14 protein-coding genes and 1 pseudogene are annotated in these 16045 nt (G+C 49.1%); 13 read left to right on the top strand and 2 right to left on the bottom strand.

Annotation, left to right across the window (positions count from 1 at the left end; translation table 11 throughout):
- The first annotated feature begins 331 nt into the window (after nucleotides 1-331).
- Complete coding sequence (locus tag NI000_RS04590) at nucleotides 332-1411, top strand: lactonase family protein (protein ID WP_253408146.1); 1080 nt, start codon at nucleotides 332-334, stop codon at nucleotides 1409-1411.
- Nucleotides 1412-1453: 42 nt separating this feature from the next.
- On the opposite strand, the gene NI000_RS04585 is transcribed toward NI000_RS04590, so the two are convergent.
- Nucleotides 1454-2080, bottom strand: a complete 627-nt coding sequence (locus tag NI000_RS04585) for a HutD/Ves family protein (protein ID WP_253408144.1) — start codon at nucleotides 2078-2080, stop codon at nucleotides 1454-1456.
- Between the two features lie 172 nt (nucleotides 2081-2252).
- On the opposite strand from NI000_RS04585, the gene NI000_RS04580 reads away from it, so the two are divergent.
- From NI000_RS04580 to NI000_RS04560, 5 genes and pseudogenes are all read left to right on the top strand, one after another.
- Nucleotides 2253-2402 (top strand): hypothetical protein, encoded by a 150-nt coding sequence (locus NI000_RS04580; RefSeq protein ID WP_253408143.1) that lies wholly within the window; start codon nucleotides 2253-2255, stop codon nucleotides 2400-2402.
- A gap of 39 nt (nucleotides 2403-2441) precedes the next feature.
- A complete protein-coding gene (locus NI000_RS04575; protein WP_253408141.1) occupies nucleotides 2442-3137 on the top strand; it encodes a response regulator transcription factor in 696 nt (231 codons plus the stop codon).
- Nucleotides 3127-4233: a sensor histidine kinase gene (locus tag NI000_RS04570; RefSeq protein ID WP_253408139.1), complete on the top strand. Its 1107-nt coding sequence runs from the start codon at nucleotides 3127-3129 to the stop codon at nucleotides 4231-4233. Before NI000_RS04575 ends, NI000_RS04570 begins: the two co-directional genes overlap by 11 nt.
- 264 nt (nucleotides 4234-4497) lie before the next feature.
- Entirely contained in the window at nucleotides 4498-4974 is a 477-nt protein-coding gene (locus NI000_RS04565; RefSeq protein WP_253408136.1) for an RNA polymerase sigma factor, read from the top strand.
- 354 nt (nucleotides 4975-5328) lie between these two features.
- Nucleotides 5329-6201, top strand: a pseudogene (locus NI000_RS04560) (protein prkA); the annotation flags it as partial.
- Nucleotides 6202-6204: 3 nt separating this feature from the next.
- Here the strand turns inward: NI000_RS04560 and NI000_RS04555 are convergent.
- Complete coding sequence (locus tag NI000_RS04555; RefSeq protein WP_253408134.1) at nucleotides 6205-7851, bottom strand: recombinase family protein; 1647 nt, start codon at nucleotides 7849-7851, stop codon at nucleotides 6205-6207.
- A gap of 618 nt (nucleotides 7852-8469) precedes the next feature.
- Between NI000_RS04555 and NI000_RS04550 the strand changes: the two genes are divergently transcribed.
- The 7 genes from NI000_RS04550 to NI000_RS04520 all read left to right on the top strand — a co-directional run bounded on the left by NI000_RS04550 (nucleotide 8470) and on the right by NI000_RS04520 (nucleotide 16033).
- Nucleotides 8470-9006 carry a hypothetical protein gene (locus NI000_RS04550; protein ID WP_253408132.1) on the top strand — a complete coding sequence of 179 codons (537 nt, stop codon included), beginning with the start codon at nucleotides 8470-8472 and terminating at the stop codon, nucleotides 9004-9006.
- 71 nt (nucleotides 9007-9077) lie between these two features.
- Nucleotides 9078-9371 carry a DUF5052 domain-containing protein gene (locus NI000_RS04545; RefSeq protein WP_253408131.1) on the top strand — a complete coding sequence of 98 codons (294 nt, stop codon included), beginning with the start codon at nucleotides 9078-9080 and terminating at the stop codon, nucleotides 9369-9371.
- Nucleotides 9372-9696: 325 nt separating this feature from the next.
- Nucleotides 9697-10203 (top strand): hypothetical protein, encoded by a 507-nt coding sequence (locus tag NI000_RS04540; RefSeq protein WP_253408129.1) that lies wholly within the window; start codon nucleotides 9697-9699, stop codon nucleotides 10201-10203.
- A 420-nt stretch (nucleotides 10204-10623) separates the two neighbouring features.
- On the top strand, nucleotides 10624-11487 hold the full coding sequence (locus NI000_RS04535) for a tyrosine-type recombinase/integrase (RefSeq protein ID WP_253408394.1): 864 nt from the start codon (nucleotides 10624-10626) through the stop codon (nucleotides 11485-11487).
- The gene (locus tag NI000_RS04530; RefSeq protein WP_253408127.1) at nucleotides 11477-12238 is read left to right on the top strand and encodes a hypothetical protein; all 762 of its coding nucleotides are present in this window, start codon (nucleotides 11477-11479) and stop codon (nucleotides 12236-12238) included. Before NI000_RS04535 ends, NI000_RS04530 begins: the two co-directional genes overlap by 11 nt.
- Nucleotides 12235-13791, top strand: a complete 1557-nt coding sequence (locus NI000_RS04525) for a phage terminase large subunit family protein (RefSeq protein ID WP_253408125.1) — start codon at nucleotides 12235-12237, stop codon at nucleotides 13789-13791. The genes NI000_RS04530 and NI000_RS04525 overlap by 4 nt, the downstream gene beginning before the upstream one ends.
- Nucleotides 13772-16033: a portal protein gene (locus NI000_RS04520; RefSeq protein WP_253408123.1), complete on the top strand. Its 2262-nt coding sequence runs from the start codon at nucleotides 13772-13774 to the stop codon at nucleotides 16031-16033. Before NI000_RS04525 ends, NI000_RS04520 begins: the two co-directional genes overlap by 20 nt.
- The last annotated feature ends 12 nt before the right edge of the window (nucleotides 16034-16045 follow it).

Raw genomic sequence — 16045 nt, 5'->3', positions numbered from 1 at the left:
AAAAAGTGGATTTTTACAAAAAAATAGAGATGCAAACGGAGGTGGGGTATCTAGTGGAGGAGCGATAGCGTTCGCCTTTGTCTGCGGGAAATATCCGCTACTAAGCGGCTTCAATCAAAATTTCCCGCTGACAACAGCGTCCGGAAGTAGATACCCCAACCCTCGTAACCTCTATTATCTCAATTGACCACTTTCTCAACTCAGGACCTTCCTCACGGGAGGTCCTCTTTACCATGCGGCCAGCGAATACGCGAGAAGCGGCCCGGTTGCCTGAGGACAGCAGATTTGCGATAATGCCTATAGGACATGAATGAGATTGAGAGGTGTTTGGATGGAGAGCAAGAAGAAGATCTTCGCTTTTTTGGGATCGTATGCGGATGCGGCCGATCCGGGCTTGTACGCCTGCAGGTTCGATCCCGATACCGGAAGTCTCGAGCTGACCGATCAAACGGCCGGGCTGCAAAATCCGACGTTTCTGGATGTGAATGCTGAGGGCTTGAAGCTATATGCGATCACGGAGGGAACCGATGCCGAAGGCAAGCGCTGCGGGGCTGCCGCGGCATACGGGTTCGATCCCGGTACCGGCAAGCTCTCGCTGCTCGGCAAGGAACTGACGGTGCCGGCGACCACGTGTCACATTACTTTGGACCGTACCCATACATACATCATGGTCGCAAGCTACCACGGCGGCCTAATCGGTCTGTCTCCGCTGCTGGAGGACGGACGCATCGGCAAGACCGCGGACATCCGCCGGCACGAAGGCTCCAGCGTCCTGCCCGTGCAAAATCAGGCTCGCGCGCACTCCGTATTCGTCGACCGTTCCAACCGCTACGCCGTCGTCTGCGATCTGGGGCTGGATCGCGTTTTTACTTACAAACTCGACCTCGCCGCCGGGCAACTGCTTCCTCATGACGAAGTTCGGGTAGCGCCCGGATCGGGACCGCGGCACTTTGTTTTTCATCCGTCGCTGCCTTACGGCTACGTTATCAACGAGCTGGGTTCAACGATCACGGCATTCACCTACGATCAGGAGAACGGTAAGCTCGGCGAAATCCAGACCGTCTCGACGCTGCCCGCTTCTTATGAAGGGGATAATGCGTGCGCCGATATTCACATCTCGCCGGACGGCAAATTTCTGTACGGCTCCAATCGCGGACACGACAGCATCGTGGTGTACGCCATCGATTCCTCGACCGGCAAACTAACGCTCGTCGAGCATGCCTCGACGCTTGGAGGGCATCCGCGGAACTTCGCGCTCTCGCCGGACGGACGCTTCCTGCTCGTAGCCAACCGGGATTCGAATCAAATCGTGACGTTCTCGCGGGACGAGGCTACCGGAAAGCTATCGCCTACAGGGAATAGACTCGATGTGTCCAAGCCCGTATGCATCAAATTTGTGGCAATCGGTTAGTTCACGGCGGAGGTCCCTGTTTACCAGGGACCCCGTCGTTTTTTATCTTGACCCGCGGATGGTGATGCGCACCACATGAACCGGAGCCCCAACCTTCGCATAGCGGAACGCAAGCGGCTTCTCCGGCCTTCCGTTAATTTTATAAATGAGCAAGTCCCCTTGGCGCAGCACAACCGACAAATCGTCGCCCGCTGAAAACTCCACATCCCCGTCAACCGGATGAACGCATTCGTAGCTCACCGTATCCGCGGCCGAACCCAGACGCTGCTGCACATCCTCTCTGTAAGTATCGCGGATCAGGACAGGCAGCATTTCGGCCGAGCAGCCAGGCCCCAGCATCACGTTGAGGTCGTTCCCCTTTCCCTGGCACTGGGTCGTCCAAGACCCGTCAAAGCGGTCTTGATCAAAAGGCTTCAGAACGGCCGTATGCTGCTGTTCGTGCTCCAGCACAAATTGGCCTTGCGTTGCCATCAGCAATCTTCGGTAGCCAGGCAGGCTCGTGAAGACGGACTCCTCCGCATGAATCGCTGCCCTGCTGATTCGCCAGTCGAAATTCCGCTGCTCATACGACGCGCCCTCGGGATAGATCGCCATTTGCGTCGTGGCTCCTCCCGACCAGCTCGTCGTTTTTTGATCCTCTTGCCGAATGATTTTGGCGGAAAAACCCATCGAATCGATCACATCGCTTTCTTGTTCTTATGATGAACATACAACGGGACGATTCAGGAATCAAGGCTTGTCCGGCATTGTTAGATTTTAGCAAGGAAGCGTAACCTTTTCGTAAGCTTTGCTTAGCTTTCGGTTAACGAACAGGCGGTAAAGTAAGGAAGCGCGCTTTGCTATGGAATCTGTTAGCCATGACGGGGACAATTTGTTGCCGCCCGAGAAGGAGGAGAAACGATATGTCCGCAGCATGAGAAAGGAAGACACCGTATGGCCGTACGGCACCGAGGAAAGCCAAGTCGTTGATTTCCTTCCCGGAACGTGGTAATCTGCCGTTAAACTAACCGGTTAAGGAAGGTAGACTAGAATGAACAAACGAATCCTCATCGTCGACGACGATCATAAAATCGCGAATTTGCTTGAAATTTACTTGAAAAACGAAGGCTATGAGGTTCTTAAGGAGCATAACGGAATCGACGCCATAAGACGGATCGAGGAGGAAACCGTCCATCTGGTCATTTTGGACGTGATGATGCCCGAAGTGGACGGGATGGAGGTTTGCCGCAAAATCCGGGAGGACAAGACGACGCCGATCCTGATGCTGAGCGCCAAGGACGAGGATATGGACAAAATTCTGGGCCTGATGACGGGAGCCGACGATTACATGGGCAAGCCCTTCAATCCGTTGGAGCTGGTGGCGCGGGTCAAGTCGCTGCTGCGGCGGTCGTATTTCAGCGCGCAGACGGCTCAGCCGGATGCGGAAGGGATCATCAAGATCAAATCGATGCAAATCGATAAACGCAATCATGCCGTCACCATCGACGAACGCCCGATCAAGCTGACGCCGATCGAATTTGGCATTTTATTTTTGCTGGCCAGCCATCCGGGCCGGGTCTTTGGTTCGGAGGAAATTTTCGAGCTAATCTGGAAGGAAAAATATTTTGAGACGAACAACTCCGTCACGGTTCATATCAGCCGGCTGCGCGAGAAGCTGGAGAAGGAAATGGCGGGAGAAAAGCTGATTCACACCGTGTGGGGGGTAGGGTACAAAATTGAGAACTAACTGGAGAGTCGCGGTACCGCTCTTCTGGAGCGCATTAACGACCGCGGTCGTGCTGTCGGTCATTTCGACGATCGCCAAGTCGATATATTTTTCCAAGCTGTCTTTAAATTCACTGTTCATTTGGATTAATTATTATATCGGCTATCCCGATATTTACTATCTTACGGCGCTGCCTTTGTTCATGCTGTCGGCCTTATATTTTTTTAAACGGGAAAAAGACGCCCGCTACCACAGGTACCTGATCCATATTATCGAGGACGTGCAGCGGATCGCCGACGGCGACTTCGATCATAAGGTGCCCGTGCAATCAATCGGCGAGCTGGGCCAGTTGGCCGGGAACATCAATCAGGTCGTCGAGCGTCTTAAGACGTCGATTGACGAGGAACGGCGGGCCGAATCCACCAAGAACGAGCTGATTACGAACGTATCTCACGATCTGCGTACTCCGCTCACCTCGATTACCGGATATCTCGGTCTGATCGAGCAGGACCGTTACCGGGACGAAGTGGAGCTGCGTTATTATGTCAACATGGCGTACGAGGAATCACAGCGGCTGTTTCAATTAATTCAGGATTTGTTCGAATATACCCGCTTAAGCAATATTACGGGAGCGACGATCCAGAAGGCTCCGATCAATCTGGTCGAGATGATGCGCCAGCTTTCCGCGCAGTTTCGGCTGCAGCTTCAGGAGGCCGGGATCGAGCAGCATATGACCTTTTTTGAATCACAGATGTTGGTCATGGCCGACGGCAACAAGCTCCGGCGGGTATTCGAGAATTTGATCTCCAATGCGATCAAGTACGGCAGCGAAGGGAAATATCTTGAGGTGATGGGCTTCAAGGAAGGGGACGAAGCCGTGATCCAGATCATCAATTACGGCGATACGATCCCGCAAACCGATTTGCCTCATATTTTCGATAGGTTTTACCGCGTGGAGAAATCCCGCGCGACACATACCGGGGGTTCCGGCATCGGCTTGGCGATCGCCAAAAGCATCGTCGAGCTGCACGGAGGAACCATTTCCGCATCCAGCGACGAGGAACGAACCGTCTTTACGGTGCGCCTGAATATTCTGGGAGAGAAGCCTAATTCTTAAGAAACTGCACATAAAACGTGCCGAACCTGCAGGGGTAGGCGCGTTTTTTTCGTCTTTATATAGAAAATCTTAAGAAATTCGTTAACTTTTCTTAGTTCATCGTTAAGTAATGGAGTTCATAATAAAGAAAAAAAGCGCTCCGGAAGCGCTCGTTTGTCGGAGGAGGCTTGGATAGAGATGCCGCAAAAATTAGAACAAACCAACAATTGTCGTAACTTGGAAAATCGCCCGTCCTCCAAGGATGAGGTTCTTTTTAGATCATGGATGGAGCAGCACCGCCGTGAGGTATGGGCTTATGCTTATGGATTAACCCGCAAGCACGATGTGGCCGACGATATTACCCAGGATGTGTTTTTGAAGGCTTACCGCCGAATTGCTTCGTTTCGGGGCGACGGCTCCGTCCGGGCGTGGCTGCTCACGATTACCCGCAATACCGTGTTCGATTATCGGAGAAGCTCCTATTTTCGCAAAGTGACGGTTGTGGACAGTGTCGAGACGGAGAAGGCCCATACGTCCGCGGAGGAGGAGTATTTGAAGCGCGAGGACAGCCGTGAAATGTTCGGGATGATTTTGGAGATGCCTTTGCCGTTTCGGGACGTGCTGCTGCTTAAGGCCAAATACGAACTGAAGCCCGGCGAAATCGCCTCCTATTTAAAGCTCCCGCTCACGACGATCAAAACAAGACTGCATCGTGCGCGGAAAGAAGCCGTCCGGCGCCTCCAAGTCGAGGGGCGCCCGTAACGGTTCCCCGGCTTGCCTGATCTTCCAGCACCCCGGTATGCGCTCTGCCGCGTTTTAAAGTTCCCTCCGTTTTGCCCTTCCTTTCGTTATTTCCGTCCGGACAAGCCTACGCGCTTCTTTTCCGATTTTGTCAGAAATTTTCGGTCAACTTCCCTTTGCTTCCTGCATAGGTATTTATTACACTTCAAATCCGAAGAAGAAGCCGGGGCCGAAGCCCGGAAGCGGCGGCTAACGGCGTTACGCATCGTTTCGAAGCGCGTATCCTTTCGAAGCCAGTTTTGCTAAAGCAAGACTCAAAGCGTATCCTTTCGAAGCCGGTTTTGCTTAGCGCAAAACCCTCAGGAGGTAAAGATCATGAATATATTCAAGAAAATCGCCGACTATCGCACGGAAACCGAAAGGCTGGCCTGGACCGGAACCTTCGCCGAGTACATCGAGCTGCTCCGCCGGCATCCGCATCTGGCTATGACGGCGCATGCACGGGTGTACGAAATGATTGCCTCCCACGGCATCCTGGAAGAAAATGGGCGTAGAAAGTATAACTTTTTCGAAAAAGAGATTTTCGGGCTCGATTCTGCGATTGAGAAGCTGGTGGAAGAATATTTCCATTCGGCGGCGCGTCGGTTGGATGTCCGCAAGCGGATCTTGCTTTTGATGGGACCGGTTAGCGGGGGGAAATCGACCATTGTCACGATGCTCAAGCGCGGGCTTGAGCAGTTCTCGCGCACGGATCAAGGCGCTGTATATGCAATCAAAGGCTGCCCGATGCACGAGGAGCCTTTGCACTTAATTCCGCATGAGCTGAGAAGCGAGATCGAGCAGGAATTCGGCGTGAGGATCGAGGGCAACCTGTGCCCCTCCTGCCAAATCCGACTGCGGGATGATTATGGGGGACGCATCGAAGACGTGCTGGTGGAGCGCGTGCTGCTGTCCGAAGATAGCCGCGTAGGCATCGGGACGTTCAGTCCGTCTGATCCGAAATCGCAGGATATCGCCGACCTGACGGGGAGTATCGATTTCTCCACGATTACCGAGTACGGCTCGGAATCCGATCCGAGGGCTTACCGTTTCGATGGAGAGCTGAACAAGGCCAACCGGGGCTTGATGGAGTTTCAGGAAATGCTGAAATGCGACGAGAAGTTTCTGTGGAACCTGCTGTCCCTCACGCAGGAAGGCAACTTTAAAGCTGGACGGTTCGCGCTGATTTCGGCAGACGAATTGATTATATACTCATAAATGCAAAGAATCAGGATTTAGGATATCAAACTTCAGAATCGGATATAGTGTAAACTTCGAAGGTATCCTACCTCGACCCTTCTCAGTTATTTCAACAACTACCTTCGCAAACACCTTTCTTAGAATAGTGTTTTTATCGGTCTTATCCTCGCAGTTTTTATAAGCTTCAACAATCGATTTCAGATTACTTTTTACAGACTCCACATTGATCGTAGTGGGGCTATTTGTATTTACTGTCATTGCTGATTTTTTCATTTCTTCTAACTGGAACATTTCCTCGTCTATTACGGCTTTTCGCTCATCGAACATTTTTTCGGAGTATTTCCTCTTTTCGTATTGCTCGTATACGAAGTCCATTCTGTCTTTTAGTTCTTTCTCTCTTTGCTCGATAAGCTGGAGCATGTCCTCTTGTGACATTAAGCCATCCTTGTGTTTTTTATCTTCAACGATAGCAGCTATCTGTTCGCGAAACAACTCATTATCTATATCAATTAGGTACTTGAGAAAATAGAGTAAATCAGCCTCAACTTCTCGATACTTTACAAACGTGCAAGCAGAAGTGGTACACCAAAGGAACTCCTTATGGTACTGAGTTACTTCTCCAGTTACTTTGCTTTTGTAATTCTGAACACTATAATTTCGAACCATTTTTCGCCCGCAAACTTTGCAAACCGCTATGCTTGCTAGTTCGCAAGGAGAAAATTCCATAGTATTTCTTGGTTTGTCCCCCGAATTTCTAAGCTTTTCTTGCGCTTTATCCCAGGTAACTATATCAATTATGGCAGGAACTGCATTTCGGACGATGATATGTTCTTCTACTGGACGAGGAACTTGTTTACCCCCAACACGTTGAGTGGTTCTGAACCGCATTGTGCCGATGAATCTCTCATTCTCAATTAATTGCCGTAACTGAGTAGGATGCCATTCTCTTTTTCCTCGTGGCGTAAGTAGGGGAGTATGTTTTTTGATATAGGTAGCTAATGCTCTAAAACTAACATCGCGTCTGCTCCCGTCTGGCATGGGCACTCCATTTACATAATAATCAAAAATTGTACGTATCACTGAGGCTTCTGACTCATTAATCTCAAGTTTACGAGTGTCGCTGTTATACGTAAATCCGAACGGAGCTGCGCCGGATACCCACTGCCCCGCCAAAGCATTGCTAACACGCCCACCCATCAGTCGTTCACTTGTTGTTTCAAATTCCTCTCTTGATAGGAATAACTCAAATCTAATTTGACGCAAATCAGCGGGATTTTTTGGATCGTATACTTTATATGGAGTAACTATGAAAATACGCTTCTCTCTAATGAGTTCGTAAATAAGTCCCATGTCTGCGTACGATCCGCGGCCCATACGAGAGATTTCCTTTACTGCTATCGCTTGGTATATCCCCTTGCGCAAATCCTCTATGACTCCTTGGAAGACTGGTCTAGCCGATATTTTGTCTCCAGACTTCAATTCTTTCAACTGGACATATGGAATGGCAAGCGGAGAAAGTACTCGATCCATCAAGTCAGCTTGAGCCTTAAGAGAGTCTTCCCCGGTCTTTTTTTCAAGTTCTTCGTCTTGCCTGGATTTACGAAGGTAATTGATAATATTCTTTACGTATTCGTGTAGATTATTGAATGTAACGACCATGGAATGCCTCCCTCTTGAATTTGGTATGTGAGTATATTATATACTATAGACCAAATATATGAAATTAGTACAAATCAAGAGAAAATGAACCCAAATCGGGAAATGTTGAACCCCACGCGGTCATTTTCCTGTGTTATATTGTAAATGTGAAAGTTTGAGATCAGCACCAGGAATAAAAAGTCATTCCTCGGGTAAAATAATGACGCTCTAGAATTGATTTTAAGGTGCACGTCTGTTCGGAGGCTCTATCCTCGGACAAGCACCTGAAAATTGCAACACAGGGCAAATGTGAGGGCGACAGCATCAAAATATCACGAACCAGCTTAAAGGACACTCTCAACCGAGGGTGTCTTTTCTTATATCTGGACACTCCTCTCCTCCCTAAAAGGCAGTTCATCATACTTACCTATCCACCAGGGCAAAGGTGGTATAGGAGAACTGCGCCTCCGACCGATTGTGACCTCAGCAATCGAATCAAGGAGAGGATCGAGGGCGCATGCCGTCCGCGCAAGCAAGAGGCGGCTTACTGTACAATTAAATTTGGAAACGATGAATAAAAGAGGAAAATGTTACCTTATGTCGAAGTGTTTTATATAACAAAAATGGAGGTAGAAAATCATGTCAATAAATTCTTATTTAGACAAATTAGAAGGAACTTCAAAGCGGCATGTTCTTTTGATAGTAACGCCTAAAGAGAAGTATCCGAATCAATATTTGGATGAGACATACTATGAATTAGAAAAATCAATTTTAGAAAAGCCGAAATCGTACATTAGTATCTACGGGGATGATCCAAATGAAGTAATGCAGTTTGTAGCTTTTAGAGAGTATATAAGACCTGAATTTACCGATAGGTATCTTCTTAGGGAAGATAGAACTAATAAAGTGAAGAGAATGGACGAGAAGGAACTAATTAGTTTCATTGTAGCCAAACATTTTTATGATACAGTGCCTTATGGTGAAAAGAAAGAAGAAGAAGCAATTAAGGATGGTGAGGTTCAGGCAAATCAATTTCTAGAAAAATATCCTTTAAGCCGTTTTGAACATGCATCCGTTGTGCTAGGTAAAGACACTAAGGAAGCAAATGTTCTCATAAAGTTAAATTTTACAAACTTGAGTGACAATTACTATTTTGATTACGTGTATGTGCGTTAATAACTGATGTAACTAAGCACCCGTCGAGGTGCTTTTTTTATTGACCAAAATTCTGTCAAGGAGCGATTTAAATGAAAAAAATCCTAACTGTAATCCTTGCTGCTGTTCTTATTACACTTCTTCCAGCCTGCGAAAGCAGGGACCGTCCAGTTAAAACATGGAGCTCCGAACAAAACGGCGGCCTTGAACGCACTATGAAGGTATACAGCCATCAAGGGCAGCTCCTCGCCACATACGAAGGCAAGTTCGACATCCAATCGAATACTGACCAGAATGGCGGCACGACCGGCTCCAAGATCCTTTTTGATCTGAATGGAAAGCGACACATCATTTACAACGCGATTGTGATTGTTGACGAGAAATAAAAAAAAGATCGGCCAAAATGAGCCGACCATATGAACCTATTATGCTCGAAGTTTAGCACATGTAGGGTCTAGGTGCAATTATGCACCCGCACGCTGAAACCAATCGTTGAGAGCCCAACTCATAAGCAAGTAAGCTAACAAGCAGCCGACAGCAATTACAATAAGATTCCGGAGCAAACGCATGAGAAACACCTCGTTTTTATGATCTTAAAGGCATTATCGGTATATTGGTCTAGAGCTTTTATAAAAAAAGAAAACCGCGAGGTTTTCCACCATCTTCAAAGCCATACCTACATAATTCTTTTTACGAAAGAGGTGATACGTCGTGGACGAACCCAGACATATAGATGGTGAGACTGGAGAAATATTGGAACCCGTTCTCGTGCATAAACGATCTAATGAAATCGTGCGTGTATTCGATCCTGGTTACAGCAAAAAGAATATCCGTCACGTAAAACTACGTGTGGCTCGTAAGCAGAAACGCGTGTACGATAAACTGACAATTGAGGAACGGGGATTCTTATTCTCCATGCTCCCATACCTCGAATGGGAAACTAACATTGTTGTGGGTGACGGCGTCATTGAGGAAAAGAATAAGCCTCTTAATTTCACGAAGATTGAAAAGGTAGCTGGCATATCCAAACCAACGCGTATAAAAATCGTGGAGTCACTTGTGGAGAAGAAGGTGATCGGGTTTATCGAGGTCAGACGCAAGCGAGCAGCGATCGTCATTAACCCCCAATATGCATTACGTGGGGTCAAACCGGATGATGCACTGAGACAGGTTTTTGATTTTGAACTTGATCTTGAAGAAGACGAAGAACCTGATTAGTCCAGCTGACCGCTTCGCCGCCAGAATATACTCTTTAGATAAACGGCGTACTCTGAAAACCCGAGAAGCCGCACCACGACTGGGCGCAAGGTCATTTTTGAGGGGTAAAGGATTTTTACCTTTTTTGGCCTAAATGGTAAAGAAATTTTACCTTTTGTGAAAATGGGCATGAAAGCTTGTGGGATAAGGGATTACGGCGTTTTTATCCTTCATAAAGAGGCTGCTAAGGTTGATGGTAGGAAAAAACCGTGCGCACGCCTAACGTTGCTCATGACCCCATAATCTACATTCGGGTTATCAAAATATCATGTCATATTATTGAAATAATACGACGAGAGTGATAAGATGAACTTACTAATTATGCAGGCTTAGAGGTTCGTTATCTATAAAAAAACTTGTCGTATTATTGAGGTGATTGATATGATGGAGCTTTATTTGAGTAAGTTGGCCGCTCGGGGCAAGAGCGAGGCTACTATTAAGAACTATAAATCACAGCTTTATTTGTTCCTCGATTGGCTTGAAAAGACTACCGGAAGCCGAGATCCATTATCGATTACATCTACGGATGCGGTCGAGTATCGGCGCTTCTTACAACAGAACGGTTCAAAGCCGGGACCAATTAACACAAAGCTTGCCACAATCAAAGCATTTTGCGCGTGGCTTCATAAAGAAGGCCACTTGACCCATAATCCGGTTGCTGATGTTGAGAAGGTCGCCATGACGGCGCCGCCGATTAAGTGGCTGGATAAAAACGAGGCGCACCGTGTAAAGCGTTCAGCAGAACACGAGAAGAACATCCGGAACAAAGCGATCATTTGGACGCTCTTATTCGCTGGACTCCGTGTCTCGGAATTGTGTGATTTAGAGCCGGAAGATATTATTACAACAGAAAGATCAGGGGAAATCATCGTTCGCCAAGGAAAGGGGAACAAATACCGTGAGGTTCCTATACCGAAAGTCTTACGCGAATGCTTGAACCAATATATAGATGCAAATAGGGATACGATGAGTGAATACCTTTTCGATTCCCAACGAGAGGAACGAATCACGCCGCGGGCAGTGCAGCACTTATGTGATAAGATTGGTAAAAATGCTAAGCTTGGTCGTAGGCTTACACCTCATATGCTACGGCATACATTCGGTCATGACTTAGTTAAGCGCGGCGTATCGCTGCACATCGTCATGAAACTGATGGGGCATGCGAGCCTTGAGGCAACGAAGATTTACTTGGAGCCTGGGAAAGACGAGCTTCAGGAAGCCGTCGAACTATTAAATGATCGATAATATTGAGCACTCCATAACCGGGGTGCTTTTTCTTTTGGAGGTGAGCAGCATGCCAAACACACCTGATTTTGACGATGACTATATCAACGAACTGAAGTCACAGGGACCAGAGGAAGACGTACTTACCGCAACTGTAGCTGATCGGGACGAAGCTCTTGCTGAAGCACGTATCCAAGCAGTACAGCAGGACATCGCTGCTAAGAAGGCGATCCGATCCAAGACGTACATCACTTCGGAAATCCCGGTACGCCCATGTACGGCAGACTGTCCGCACCGAGGGACATGTAAGGACTTTATTTCTGGCCGCGTGGAGGAGAAGGACCTTTGCAAGCCGGAGCTTCGCAAAATAAAGAAATGGCAGGTGGCATTCCGGAAGGGCAATCTTGAAGAGCTTAAGGACGATGTCGGCGCCGTGGCCGGAGCTTTGGCGGTGCAACTAGTGCGGCTACTGGAAGCAGTCAATACTGACGGCGCTGTAGTTGAGACGACCAAGTTCGTCGCCGGCCATTCCTATAATGAGAAGATGGCACACCCGGCTCTTACAGCGGCCTCTAAGCTCGCTAAGGACCTTGGGATCGATCTTACCAACTTCCTTATGACTCCGAAGGCAGTCAAAGAGAACGGACCGCAGGTGCAGGTCAACATTGGGATATCACAGGACGAGGTTCACGCAAGATTTGCGGCGCGGTTCGCTAAACCAGATAAAGTAATTGATGTTGAGGTGTCGCCTACCAAGGGTGATGATTCATGACAAAGAAAAAGCAGCAGGGCCCGACGATCATCACACCAAAGGACATTACATCTCAAACCCTGCTGGACGCATTGGCGACCGAGGCGGGGTATTTAGAGTTGCTGACCGAACCGGCGCTGCAGTTCGATGACTATCAACGGGACTTCCTAGAATCGGTCGATAGGTTCCAAGTCTATTTGAAGGGTCGGCAGCTCGGGTTCTCGTTTGTCTCAGCAGCACGCGCGCTTGCCCGTAGCCAGAACCTTGATGACTATACCTGTATCATAGCTTCATACAAGCAGGATGACTCTAAGGAAAAGATCCGGTACGCGAAGCAAATATACGATTCATTGCCGGACAACTATAAGAAGCGAAGACTGATAGATAACACGACTTCACTCGAATTCGTAAGTAAGTCAGGTCGGGACAGTACAGGAACACGGATCATTGCACAAGGCAAGGGGCCGATCCGGGGGAAAGGCTCAAACAACGTTCTTGACATCATTCTTGATGAGTTCGCATTCTTCGGCAGCTACGACGACATCGTATACACCTCGGCCGTTCCAGTTCTTACCCGGGTGAAGCATGGTAGCCTGACAGTCATCAGTACGCCGCTTGGGAAAGCCGGGAAGTTCTTCGACATCTGGGATGGAACAAAGAAATACAAGAACTACAAGCGGCGCGTGATATACTGGTGGGATTTCTCGTTGCTTTGCAAAGATGTCCCCCGTGCACGCCGCGAAGCTGAGTCTATGCATACTCTTCAGCGGGTAGAGGAGTTTGGTACCGAGCAGTTGATCGAGCTCTTTAATGCAATGGATCTTGAAGCATTCCAGCAGGAGTTCGAGTGCGCTTTTATCGATGACAGCACGTCGTATTTTCCTCTTGCAATGGTATATGCCTGCGTAATGGACGATGAAGGGGAAGGATTGTCAGAGCAGGATAAGCTGACGTCCAACGATTTCAAGGTGTTGCGAGAAAAGACTATCGGTTCTCTTGGCGGCGGGTATGACGTTGGCCGGCGGAAGGATGCTTCGGAGTTGGTCAGCCTGGATGATACCGGGAATGGCAAAATCCTCCGGCTCATGGCGACGTACAAGCAATCAGATTTTGACCTGCAGGAGAAAGAGGTCAGCCGGTTCCTAGAAGTGGCGAAGCCGATACGACTCTGCATTGATGAAACAGGGCTCGGGATGGACTTGGCGGAACGATTGAAAAAGAAGTATTCCGGGCAAGTCGAGCCAATTCCGTTCACGAACGCCACGAAAGAAGCAATGGCAATTGCGCTGCACAAGGAGTTTGAACGTGGCCGCAGCGGCATCTTGATTCCGAACGACCGGGACCTGATAAGTCAAATTGTGGCGATCAAACGAGAAGTCACAAGTACCGGCGCCTTCCGCTATGCAGTCGAACGGAATGAGAAGCACCACGGGGACAAATTTTGGGCTTTGGCTCTCGCTAACCATGCCTTGAGCAAAGGCACTACTAAACCCGTGGGCTTTTCTATTAAAGCAGACATATCATCAGTATTTGGAGGGGAGGTGACGGAACTATATGGCGGGACTTATCACTAAGATGACAAACACACTGTTCGACTTCTTCGGTCGCCGGCAACTCACGCTAAACGAACCGGATCAAACGGACGCAGGCTCCAACAAAGACACCAAGACGATGGTCAGCTACGCAGAGTCCCCGAGCCTTTATGTGTTCGAGCAGTTCCAGGTAGCGACTGATCGGCTATCCACGATTCGCGAAGTCAATCAGCTAGTAAGGACGGATCTCCGGTTCAAGATGACCAATAACCGGTTGGCAGCAGATGCGACCCGGGGAGGATTTCGTATCGTCGTATCCGGCAGCGACGCTGACCGTGCGCGGAAGAAGAAACAAGGCAAGGAAATCAAGCGACTCACGCCCGGCGCCAATATCGCGCAACAGGTCATAGACGACTTCTTGAAGCGCACGAAGCTGCAGGCCAAGTCAAAGGAGCACGCCCGGGTATTGACGCGGGACGGCGACCTTTTCCTGAATCCGATCGTTGATTTGTCGGCCGGACTTGTTTTGGACATCCGACGGGCACCGGCACTCACCATCAAACGGAATAGTGACGAGTTCGGGGAGTTCCCAGACATCGAGCGAGCTTTTTCGCAGATCGATCCGCGAACGCAGATCAACTCATTGATGGAAATCGGCCCACCAAGCATGTCACGTACGGACTTCGCACTCTTCCAGATGAATCATATTCGCTGGATGGAAGAGGAAACGGAGATGTACGGAACGAGTCACTATGCGAGCGCCCGGGCCACATACAAGATACTGAACAAGATGGAGATCGCCTCTGCAATCCGGCGGGAGTTCCGCAGTGTGCAGAAATTTAACCACAAGCTGCCAGAGGGAACGCAGGAGAAAGACGCGATCGAGTACATGCGATTGGTCGGGCTGATCGACAAGCTTGGAAACCCTACCCGGAACGCGCATCTGCTTTCCGATTTCGTAGGTACCGCCGACGTGAAGGTCTTGAACGGCGACGAGAACCTTGACCAAATGGATGACATCAAGTATTTCGAGGACCTGCTTTGGCTAAACCTAGGCGTTCCTAAAGCGATTCTGACGGCCGGACAGGATATCAACAGAGATATCCTCAAAGTCCAGTATCCGCACTATCTGGAGACGCTGGAAGATATCACGGACCTGCTTGAGTACGGGGACACGGGGACCTTTTCAGGATACAGAGCGCTTGTTGATCTTCAACTGCTGCTCGCCGGCATAAATCCGGACTCCATCAAATACGACATCGTTTGGTCGGATAAGAGCGCAGATTCACCTGCCGAAAGACTCGAACGTGCACAGCAAGCGCTCGGTAAGGGTGGCGGCAAGAAGCTCATTACACTTGAAAAAGCCATCCAAGAGATCGCCGACGACTTTGATATCGAGGACCCGGCGGAGATGGCCGCGCAGCTTGAGGAAGAAGAGCGTCAAAACCGCCTCGATTTTGCCCGCACGCAGACGAACAAGAGTTCTGATGGACGCTCGGTCTCAGGAGACGAGAAAACGCCTGAGAATGGCGCACAGGTCGTCACAGACGTTGTCCAAGAGGATAGGCCCGGGTTCGATGCCATTGAAGACGAAGCGAAGGATACTAACCTTCGTTTTTTTGATTCCGTTTATCGAAGGATGGCGAACGCAGAAGAGGCCGTAACCGATGCCGAAGAGGATGGCAGGTCGGTAGATGTTAACGAGGTCATGGAAGTCTTCGAAGAAGCATGGAACGCCGAAGAGGGCAACTATCGTCTAGGCATCGTCAAGCATATGACTAAAACAGGAATGATGGGTGCCGAGCGAGCTGTGCAACTGGTCATGGATTTTGACCGTGGCAAAGTAGTTGACCCAACGAGCCCGGAAACAGGCGTCGGAGTGAAGATGAAGATCGTCAAGAAAGACATTCACGATGACTTGTTAGAGGCATCCGGCGAGCATATAAAAGGCATCAAAGAGACAACGAGAATTAAGGTCCAAGCACTGTCCGCTAAAGCTTTCGAGGAGAATCTTGGCTGGCGCGAACTCATGATCCAGCTCAAACCGGTTATACGGGACATTAATCGTGCCGAAATGATTGCCCGAACTGAGTTATCTTGGGCATACAACCGAAGTGCGAAACGAATTTATGCTGATGCTGGATTTAGTCGAGTGCAATGGTCTGCGGTAGCCGGTTGCTGTTCGAAGTGTGCAAGCATGAACGGAAAAACTTATCCGATCGACAACCATCCAACGATTCCGGCTCATCCGCGCTGCAGGTGTACGTTGTTACCATTTGAATAAGAGGAGGGATTT

The organism is Paenibacillus tyrphae, from assembly GCF_024158745.1.
GTDB classification, from domain to species: Bacteria; Bacillota; Bacilli; order Paenibacillales; family NBRC-103111; genus Paenibacillus_G; species Paenibacillus_G tyrfis_A.
The sequence above is the reverse complement of the archived record's forward strand: the minus strand, read 5'-3'. Positions and strand labels throughout refer to the sequence as shown.

What these genes read in the sequence shown, in the direction of transcription:
- NI000_RS04590 (WP_253408146.1), top strand. Translation starts at nt 332, where the DNA reads ATGGAGAGCAAGAAGAAGATCTTCGCTTTTTTGGGATCGTATGCGGAT.
- NI000_RS04585 (WP_253408144.1), bottom strand. Translation starts at nt 2,080, where the DNA reads ATGGGTTTTTCCGCCAAAATCATTCGGCAAGAGGATCAAAAAACGACG.
- NI000_RS04580 (WP_253408143.1), top strand. Translation starts at nt 2,253, where the DNA reads ATGGAATCTGTTAGCCATGACGGGGACAATTTGTTGCCGCCCGAGAAG.
- NI000_RS04575 (WP_253408141.1), top strand. Translation starts at nt 2,442, where the DNA reads ATGAACAAACGAATCCTCATCGTCGACGACGATCATAAAATCGCGAAT.
- NI000_RS04565 (WP_253408136.1), top strand. Translation starts at nt 4,498, where the DNA reads ATGGAGCAGCACCGCCGTGAGGTATGGGCTTATGCTTATGGATTAACC.
- NI000_RS04555 (WP_253408134.1), bottom strand. Translation starts at nt 7,851, where the DNA reads ATGGTCGTTACATTCAATAATCTACACGAATACGTAAAGAATATTATC.
- NI000_RS04550 (WP_253408132.1), top strand. Translation starts at nt 8,470, where the DNA reads ATGTCAATAAATTCTTATTTAGACAAATTAGAAGGAACTTCAAAGCGG.
- NI000_RS04545 (WP_253408131.1), top strand. Translation starts at nt 9,078, where the DNA reads ATGAAAAAAATCCTAACTGTAATCCTTGCTGCTGTTCTTATTACACTT.
- NI000_RS04535 (WP_253408394.1), top strand. Translation starts at nt 10,624, where the DNA reads ATGATGGAGCTTTATTTGAGTAAGTTGGCCGCTCGGGGCAAGAGCGAG.
- NI000_RS04530 (WP_253408127.1), top strand. Translation starts at nt 11,477, where the DNA reads ATGATCGATAATATTGAGCACTCCATAACCGGGGTGCTTTTTCTTTTG.
- NI000_RS04525 (WP_253408125.1), top strand. Translation starts at nt 12,235, where the DNA reads ATGACAAAGAAAAAGCAGCAGGGCCCGACGATCATCACACCAAAGGAC.
- NI000_RS04520 (WP_253408123.1), top strand. Translation starts at nt 13,772, where the DNA reads ATGGCGGGACTTATCACTAAGATGACAAACACACTGTTCGACTTCTTC.